Raw genomic sequence first — 8,115 nt, forward strand, 5'->3', positions numbered from 1 at the left:
GAACGGCGGGCCATCGACGCCGCGCATGCCGTTAGGAACGCTGCATGCCCGTGTTCGTGAACGCGCTCACGCGAGTTCCTCGCGCAATTTCCTGCGCAGCAGCTCGACACGCTTCCTGGCCAGCGGCTCGTTGATCCCGAGCGTCGCCGCGATGTGCAGATAGGGCCGGTCCTCCTCGAACTTCAGCGTGAACAGCATCTGCTGCTGCGACGGGAGCGTGGACAGCACCTGCTCGAGACGCAGCAGCTGTTGCCGGAGCAGCAGCTGCTGCTCCACCGACGGCGCGTGGCCGGCCAGCTCGACGGTGTGATCGTCGTCCCAGCCCGGGTCGAATTCGAGCATGCCGCTTTCGCGCACACGGCGGCGCGCGCCGTCGAGGAACGCGTGGTTCAGCGCCAGAAAGAGAAAGCCGGCCAGGTTCCGGACGCGCTCGGGCGAACGTTGCAGGTAGATGTGGACCTTGAGCGCGGTATCGGAGAGCAGTTCGTCGGCACGGTGGATATCGCCCTTGCACAACAGGCGCGCGCGGCGCCGCAATTTCCCCTGCATTTCCCGCCACGTGTGATCGAGCTGCTGCGCCGGTGACTCAGGCGTCGAAACAGCGTGCTGGTTCGAGGTTGTCATCCCGTGCCTTCCTTTTTTATGGAAAACACAGAATCGATTCGGTGCCGGGAATGGCGCTGTTACCCGCGTAACACCGTTTTAAAGATAATCGCTTCGTGTAAATTTTCTTGATTATTGTGAACGGAAACTTTAATTCCCCGGCATCTCCTCATCCGTCGTTTCGGGCGCGCCGCCGAGCGTAACCAATGGCATTTGGATGAAAAATGGCGACTGCCGCCGCGATGCGATTACGCCGGCACGCTGCTGCCGATGTCGGTCGACCAAAGGTCCCTGGCGCCGAAGCAAAACCATATCGGGATCACTTTCCCATTATCTGGTTATTTTCATCATTCATTTTCACGTAATGCCAAAGGCAGCGTTTTTCGCTAGGTGGCCGCATCGTCAAACAACCTTGCACGGAAAACATGCCTGCCCTCGTCAACGGTCGAACGCTGTGCAATATCCCGATACTCGCCGATCTTCCGGAAAGCCTGCTCGCTCACATCGAGCGGCATCTCACGCCCTGGCCCGAACACGGCAATCGCCTGTTGTTCTTCAAGGGCGATCCGGGCGATTTCGTCGCCTTCGTGCACTGCGGCCGCGTGTACAAGACGCTGCACGAACCCGGCGGACGCGAACTCATTCTCGGCCACTCGTTGCCGGGTGAACTCATCGGCGAAAACACGCTGGTTCGTGCCCACCGGCGCAGCTTCACCGCGCAGTTGAGCCCCGACTGCCGCGTGTCGCTACTGCATCGCCAGTACTTCGCACCGCTGCTGGCCAACGCGGATTTCATGGAGCGCATCCACGAGCAGCTGTGCCGGCACGTGCACCAGCTGAGCGACTTCGTCGAATCGACGTGCCTGTACCGGCTCGAAGCCAGGCTCGCGCGCCATCTGCTGAACCGCATGCAAGGGAACGATCTCGAGGTGCGGCTGCCGGAGAGCCAGAGCATCCTCGCCGCGATGCTCAACGTCAGCCGGCCGCGACTGAACAGCAGCCTGCAGAAGATGCAGCGCGACGGCCTGATCCGGCTTCACGCGCACGGCGTGACGATCGAGAAGCCGGAGCAGCTGCGGACCATCGTCAACGCCAATTGACGCGCCGGGCGCGTGCGCCGCGACGCCGCGGCGGCAGGAGGTCGCGCGCGCCGGGTTGCGCGGCGCGCGGTGAAGATCAGCCGCGCCAGTGGCCGATGGCGTTCATCAGCTGCGCGACGGCGGTCAGTTGCGACGCAAGGTTGTCGTTCGCGGAGCGCGCCGCGGCGGCCACCGCCACCGGCGAGCCGGCGTAGAGCTGCATGATGCCGACGGTCGTGGCGGCGAGGTTGGACATCGCCTGGTTCGCCTGCATCTGCACCGCGTTGTGAAGCAGGATCGCGGACGCATGGCTGTTCGACTGCATGAGCGTGCCCAAGGCCACGGCGGGCGCTTCGCCCACCACCTTGACGTTGGCTTGCGTGACCGCATCGGTCACCGCGGCGGAAACCTGTTCCGGCATGTCGTTGCTCCTGGTTTGCCCGCCGCTGCGAGGCAGTCACGGCGAACGCATGAATGGGTCGGTCGGCGACGTGCGCCGGGCGGTTGCATCGGTGCGTGCGAGCGCTCGTCGTCGCGAGCGCCGGGACGACGACGGGCGCCGGGCGACAGCCGCGAGGATCGGGGCCGCCGCCCGGCGTCGACGCCGGGTTACGCGTCAGGCCAGCGCCTTGCCGAGCGCGAGCACATCGGCCAGCACGGACAGCACGCCGTTCGAGCCGATTTCCGTCGCGGCGGCGCCGGCGCTCGCCGGGCCGAGCGTGTAGAGCTGCATCGTGCCCACGTTCGTCGAGGTCGGCAGCTGTACCGCGGCCTGCGACTGCTGCTGCACGGCGTTCTCGAACAGCACGCTGAGCGAATGGCTCTGGGCCTGGTACAGCGAGCCCGTTGCCATCGCCGGCGCTTCACCCACCACCTTGACGTTGGTCTGCGTGACGGCGTCGGTGATCGCGGCATTGACCGCGCACGTCTTGCAGTTGCAGGGGTCTTTCGGATCCTTCGGATCCGTCGGGGCGCTTGTATCATTTGCCATCGAATTTCTCCTGGTTTGCGAACGGGCGCCGCATCGAATCGGCTCTACCCGTCCTGTCGTTTGCTCCGGAACACCACGCGGCACCGCTGTTCAGGCGCCGGCGGACGTGCTGCGGTTCGGCGACGCGGCGGCACGGCGACGCGGCGGCGATATCGGCGGCCCGAGCCGCTTGCGCCGCCGCTCGACCACGGCGCGGCGACCGCACGTTACGGGCGCATCGCCTTCCCGATCGCGATCACGTCGGCCAGAATGGAGATGATCCCGTTCGCGCCGATTTCCGTGGCGGCCGCCCCCGCGCTTTCCGGCCCGATCGTGTAGAGCTGCATCGTCCCCACGTTCGTCGACGTCTGCGACTGGATCGCGGCCTGCGACTGCTGCTGCACCGCGTTCTCGAACAGGATGCTGAGCGAATGGCTCTGGGCCTGGTACAGCGAGCCCATCGCCATCGCCGGCGCCTCGGCGACCACCTTGACGTTGACCTGCGTGACGGCATCGGTAATCGCGGGATTGACCTGGCACACCTGACACGTATCACCCATTTTTTGCTCCTTGATTCACGTAGTTGAGAGGTCGCACATCGGGGCCGGCCGGTCTCGCGCCCAGCCGCCGGACTTCAGCCGCTCGACTTCAACCGCATGCCCGGTGTGCTACTCCATGGACGCTGGCCCGGGGGTATCGTGAACAGAAGCAATGGCTGTGGCAGCAGCGGCCGGTTCGTGCAGCTCGGCCGGACGGGCGCCGATGCGTTGCAGCCGCTCGTCGATCGCGTCGAGCCGCACGGCGAGCTGTTCGGCGAGCGAATCGACGTAGTGCCGGAAGCAGGCGTCGATTTCCTGCCGGATGAGGCCGGTCAGCTGTTCGCCGATCACCGCCAGCGCCTCGCGGGTGCTGTCCTGGATGTCGGCCGCAGCGGACGCCGGTGCGTCGTCCGGCGGCTCGTGCGCGTCGAGTACGCCGGACACCTTCTGCTGTTCCGACGCCAGCATGCCGAGGGTCGTCTCGTTCTGCGCGTCGATCGTCTGCAGGATGCCGCGCATCTTCTCGTACGCCTTCTGCTGGTTGAGCTGCAGAAAATGCTTGACCTGCTCGCGCGCCTCCTGCCGGGTTTTCAGGCGCGGCAATGGCGGATTCGCGGCGCTTGCCTGCGTGGCCGTGCCGGCCGCGCCGGCCGCCGGGGCCGGCTGGGCCGCGTGACGACCCGGCAGCCGCTCGAGCAGCGCCCGCTCTTCAGCCGGCTCGAGGGGCCGCCCCAATCGTTTCTCCGCGAACTGCCGCAGCAACGGGTCGAGTGCGTCGTCGCTCATGGCTCACGCCTCCTCGAGGTCGGCCCGCGGCGCCGGTGCGTGCGGTTCGGGTACGGATGGACGCGGCGCAGGGGCGCCGACGCCGGCGTACTGCAATGGATATCGCATGGTGTTCTCCGGGAAATGGACAGACGGCGGCCCCGCCGGAAATTTCGGCGGGACCGCTGCAGGGACGAACCGTGCGACGGGTCTGTGAAATCGGTTGTCGCCGTGCGTCGCGCCTACGCCGGCGGACAATGCGCAGGCAAGCCGTGCCGCCGCGCATGCCGGCCGATACCGTTGCGCTGCGTTCGCCCGCCGCCCGGTGCGTGGTCTCTTTCATTGAAATCGACCTGCACCACGATCATGTTCCGCCGAATTCGATCTCCAACCTGTTTTTTGCCATCCTAAGTAATCTGGCCGTTCTTGTTTCGCAAGCGGCCTTTCAACGATTCCTCTGCGAGGGCGGCCCGATCGCTCAATGCGTAGAACGCCAGCATGCTGACGAGCATCGCAAAGGCCACGCCGCTCGTATCCCAACGCAGCCCCACGCTGAACGCGATTGCCCTGATCGCGGTCATGCCGATCGCCATGACGAGCAACATCCCCGCGAATTCGAGCGCGACGCGCACCGGCACCCTGACGAGCACGCTTACCGGGCCGCGTCGATGCCCGTCCTTGCGGTCGGCTTCGCGCCGAATCAGCAGCACCAGCATGGCCAGCATCGACATCGGGAACCACTGGAGATGGAGCACCAGCATGTTCCACATGGCACCGGTATCGAGCGTGCCGCCGCAGATGTCGAGAATGGCCTCGAGGGGCGCCCGCATCGCATCGAGCGTCAGTCCCGCGCAGATGGCGGCCATGCACCAGAGCATCGACCGGCGCGCGCACCTGCCCGGCGATCCGCCTCTCGTCGAGTACCCCGCCACGCCGCAGGCAAGCGCACCGATGCCGTTCCATATCCAGCTGGAAGGGGCACCATGCAGCCTCGTCGGCAAGTCGCACGCCAGGTAGCCGAGGGTCGCGAACCCCAGCGCGCCGCGCACGCGTTCGGGCATCGGGAGCATGGCCGTTCGCGCGGGCCCGGCCTCCACGCATGCGCGGATCGCGCCCGTCATCGTTGCCGGACGCCTGGCCGGGTCGGTCGGCGGAGCACTCCGGGCAGTCATGGCCGTTCAGGCGGGATCTCGCATGACCGCATACCACGAGCACACCACCCCGGCCGGCGCGACGCCGCCGTTGCCGCTCGCATGCGGAACCGTCCGGACGATCGAACCGGTCAGCGCCGGACGCTGGTTGATGCCGTTGGGCCAGGGCGCGCTCACGTACCCGACATAGTCGTAGACCCACTCCTCGCCGCTGACCACGCCGCGCCCCTGGAAGCGGACGGTGCCGGGATTCCCGTAGCTGATCCAGCCGTTGAGCTGCAGCTCCCATCCCGGACCGAAAATGCGCCCCTTGAAAATGCCCGCCGGTGCCTGCGCGATCTCGATCGTGCCGAGGCCGAATTCCAGGTCGTTGAATGCGGTGGCCGGATCGGGATCGTTCAGGAAACTGCGATAGGTCCACTGGCCCACCAGGCTGCCGGTTTCGGGTGTGTAGCTCATGCGCGCGCCTCCCCTTCATGTCCGTGTCGTCGAAATACCGAAGTGAACCGGCGCCACGCGATGGCGCCGGTTCGTCACGCGCCGTCGTTACCGGACCTCGAGCCGGAACAGTTTCGGCGCGGCCTGCGGAGCCGCACCGGCGACGGCTTGCGAAACGGGCGGCGAAGCCGGTTGTGTCTGCAGGCGTACGCCTTCGCGCGTATGGATCTCGACGTCGTACTGGGCCCCCTCCACCGCACTCACCGAGAACTGGTCCAGCGGAAAGAACGCCTTCACTTCGAGGTGCGTCTGGCAGTTCGCGCAGTACTGCACGCTCCAGCGGCTCAGCACGGCCTCCGTGCCGAGCAGGTGCCGCTCGCCGTCCACGTTGACGTACGCGGAGACCAGGAACGACCCCGCGATCGGCGCACGATTCAGCCCGGACACGCGCACGACCTTGCTGCTGTTGCCGGCCGGCACGGTCGTCGCCGCCAGCGAGAGCTTCGGCAGGTCTTCCAGCGAACCGGGGCCGTACGTGTAGCCGAGTTGCTCCTCGATGTTGATGCAGTCGAGCGACGTATAGGCGCGCTCCTTGCCGTTCTCGCTCTTCTTGAACGGATCGAGCGGCGACGAGAGCGTGAGCCACGAGTTGGGCACCGTGCCCGGCGTCGGCCCCTGCGCGTCGACCGAGTTGGTGCCCGGATACTCGGCGATGACGTCGAGGTGCTGCGTGAAGCCGTGCCGCTTCTGCCACAGCCAGAACACACGATCGATGAAGCAGTGATGGAAATAGAAGATCGGGTCGAGGCCCGCCGTGTCGTTTTCGCCCATGTCGCCGTTGGCGCCCGGAATCGGCGAGAAGTCGCCCTTGTTCGGGCCGTGCGGCACGTCGAACCCGCCGACCGCCAGGTGAATCTTGTTGTGCGGCGACTCGAGCGGGACGACGGGAATCGCGCCTTCCGGCAGATTCTCGTTCCACTGGGCCGCGGACGTCGTGTTGGAAAACACCGTGTAGTTCGGCGCGTCCAGGCACTGCTCGAACTTGCGCTTCACGTTGGTCGGCACCACGTTGCCCTTCACGACGATGTAGGACGTGAGCCAGTCCACGATGTTCCGGTTCAGCAACACCACGTTCTCCTTGGCATCCTTGAACCTGGCGTTGTGCTTCTCGGTCGCGGCCCGGTCCTTGTCGGTACCCACGAGCCCCGACAGCGGGTAGCGAACCGTGACGTACGGCAGCGGCTTGCTGTAGTTCGGATCGTCGCCGTTGATGTTGTCGGTGATCGCCCGGTTGAACGTGAAGGAGGCCAGCGGATTCGGAATCTTTTCGCCGTCGAGCTCGAAATCCGGGTCGGTCAGTGCCCACGGGATGCCTTTCGTCAGCGACTCTTCGCTGGTTTCGTCCCAGAACGGCAGCATCACCTGCTCGCAACCGGGGATGCTCTGCAGCGCCTGTTCCAGCCGCAGCAGGTACGCACGGTGCCAGGTGGGGAACAGCACGTTTCCGTGGTTGCAATAGCCGCCCCAGTAAGACGCCGAACCCCAGCCGGCGCCGCGGAACGGCTCGCCGTGGAAGCCGCCGATCATGAAGAACGAGTTCGGATCGTCGGGCGGCAATGCCTTGATGCCTTTCCACGCGCGCATCAGGTCTTCCAGCGGCTTTTTGTTGCCTTTCCGATATTCGACTTGCAACGATTCGATCGACGGACGAACTCTGACTCCAGATGCGTTATTCATGATATATCCAGCCTCCTTCGTGGGTGGCATTAGGGTTTGGCCGCCAGGTTTTGAACGTAAGCAGGTAGTTAATAAAACATTTAAACTCGCGCTCAATCGAATTCGTTTTATTCAAATAGCACGTGGCATTTTGAAAGCATTAATCGGCGGGCCATGGGCGGGCCCGCGTGGTCACCTGATCGCCTCCATGGGCGCGGACACGCGCAACAGGCGTAGCACGCCCTCGGGAAAGGGGCTCCGCCTTCAGATCGTAGGGATGCTGTAGTGAATCGATGTCACTTCGTCAGGCACCAATACCCGACAAAGTGACCGTGATAACCCGTTAGCGTTTTATCCTGATTTGGTATGAGTAAATAAAGCAGATGGAATTGGTTTTAGCAAGGACAAGGCGGCATGGATTCTCAAAAAAATCCGGAGGTGAAAGTGACGATTGGCCCTTTTAATTTTCGCAAATAATCGAATGCATTTACGACGCGATAGTAAAAAGCAGAATCGGGATAATCACAGGTGCGTGACGATGTTGACGAATACCATCGATCGACGGGCACCTTACGGTTGTCAGTTGCCACGCATGCGACTGAAAGCTCGCGGAGAACGGGCAAGGTTGCATCGCGGCATCTGGATGACCCCATCCCGAGCCGGTAGCGTCACGGCCATTCGACGCGCCCCCTGCCCCCTGCGGCCCTGCCCCCGACAATTCTTGACTGTGTCCACGCCGCCGAACTGGTAGGATGCCGGTCGCGTCGGCATGGATGGCAGCCAAAGGGCGTTCAACCGTCCCTTTTTATGCCCGCCAGCGGCCAACCCCGCCGTCCCGCCCGGGCGACACGGTG

9 protein-coding genes are annotated in these 8,115 nt (G+C 64.7%); 1 reads left to right on the forward strand and 8 read right to left on the reverse strand.

Going from position 1 to position 8,115, the window contains the following annotated elements:
- Positions 1 to 66: 66 nt before the first annotated feature.
- The gene (locus tag VK92_RS35270) at positions 67 to 624 is read right to left on the reverse strand and encodes an RNA polymerase sigma factor (RefSeq protein WP_048028512.1); all 558 of its coding nucleotides are present in this window, start codon (positions 622 to 624) and stop codon (positions 67 to 69) included.
- Positions 625 to 1,028: 404 nt separating this feature from the next.
- Here VK92_RS35270 and VK92_RS35275 point away from each other — a divergent pair, with 404 nt between their 5' ends.
- Positions 1,029 to 1,703, forward strand: coding sequence for a Crp/Fnr family transcriptional regulator (locus VK92_RS35275; RefSeq protein WP_048028511.1), 675 nt, complete (start codon positions 1,029 to 1,031; stop codon positions 1,701 to 1,703).
- Between the two features lie 76 nt (positions 1,704 to 1,779).
- Here VK92_RS35275 and VK92_RS35280 read toward each other — a convergent pair whose 3' ends face one another.
- The 7 genes from VK92_RS35280 to VK92_RS35310 form a co-directional block, all read right to left on the reverse strand.
- Positions 1,780 to 2,103 (reverse strand): RebB family R body protein, encoded by a 324-nt coding sequence (locus VK92_RS35280; RefSeq protein ID WP_048028509.1) that lies wholly within the window; start codon positions 2,101 to 2,103, stop codon positions 1,780 to 1,782.
- Between the two features lie 195 nt (positions 2,104 to 2,298).
- Positions 2,299 to 2,673: a RebB family R body protein gene (locus VK92_RS35285; protein ID WP_021157935.1), complete on the reverse strand. Its 375-nt coding sequence runs from the start codon at positions 2,671 to 2,673 to the stop codon at positions 2,299 to 2,301.
- 206 nt (positions 2,674 to 2,879) lie between these two features.
- Entirely contained in the window at positions 2,880 to 3,212 is a 333-nt protein-coding gene (locus tag VK92_RS35290) for a RebB family R body protein (protein ID WP_021157934.1), read from the reverse strand.
- A gap of 108 nt (positions 3,213 to 3,320) precedes the next feature.
- Positions 3,321 to 3,977, reverse strand: a complete 657-nt coding sequence (locus VK92_RS35295) for a hypothetical protein (RefSeq protein ID WP_048028507.1) — start codon at positions 3,975 to 3,977, stop codon at positions 3,321 to 3,323.
- A gap of 386 nt (positions 3,978 to 4,363) precedes the next feature.
- The gene (locus VK92_RS42230; protein WP_131723308.1) at positions 4,364 to 5,077 is read right to left on the reverse strand and encodes a hypothetical protein; all 714 of its coding nucleotides are present in this window, start codon (positions 5,075 to 5,077) and stop codon (positions 4,364 to 4,366) included.
- A gap of 57 nt (positions 5,078 to 5,134) precedes the next feature.
- Positions 5,135 to 5,566 carry a hypothetical protein gene (locus VK92_RS35305; protein WP_027792478.1) on the reverse strand — a complete coding sequence of 144 codons (432 nt, stop codon included), beginning with the start codon at positions 5,564 to 5,566 and terminating at the stop codon, positions 5,135 to 5,137.
- Positions 5,567 to 5,653: 87 nt separating this feature from the next.
- Positions 5,654 to 7,282, reverse strand: a complete 1,629-nt coding sequence (locus tag VK92_RS35310; protein ID WP_048028503.1) for a tyrosinase family protein — start codon at positions 7,280 to 7,282, stop codon at positions 5,654 to 5,656.
- Positions 7,283 to 8,115 lie beyond the last annotated feature (833 nt).

Origin of the sequence: Burkholderia sp. LK4 (assembly GCF_001043615.1) — a bacterium.
GTDB classification, from domain to species: domain Bacteria; phylum Pseudomonadota; class Gammaproteobacteria; order Burkholderiales; family Burkholderiaceae; genus Burkholderia; species Burkholderia cepacia.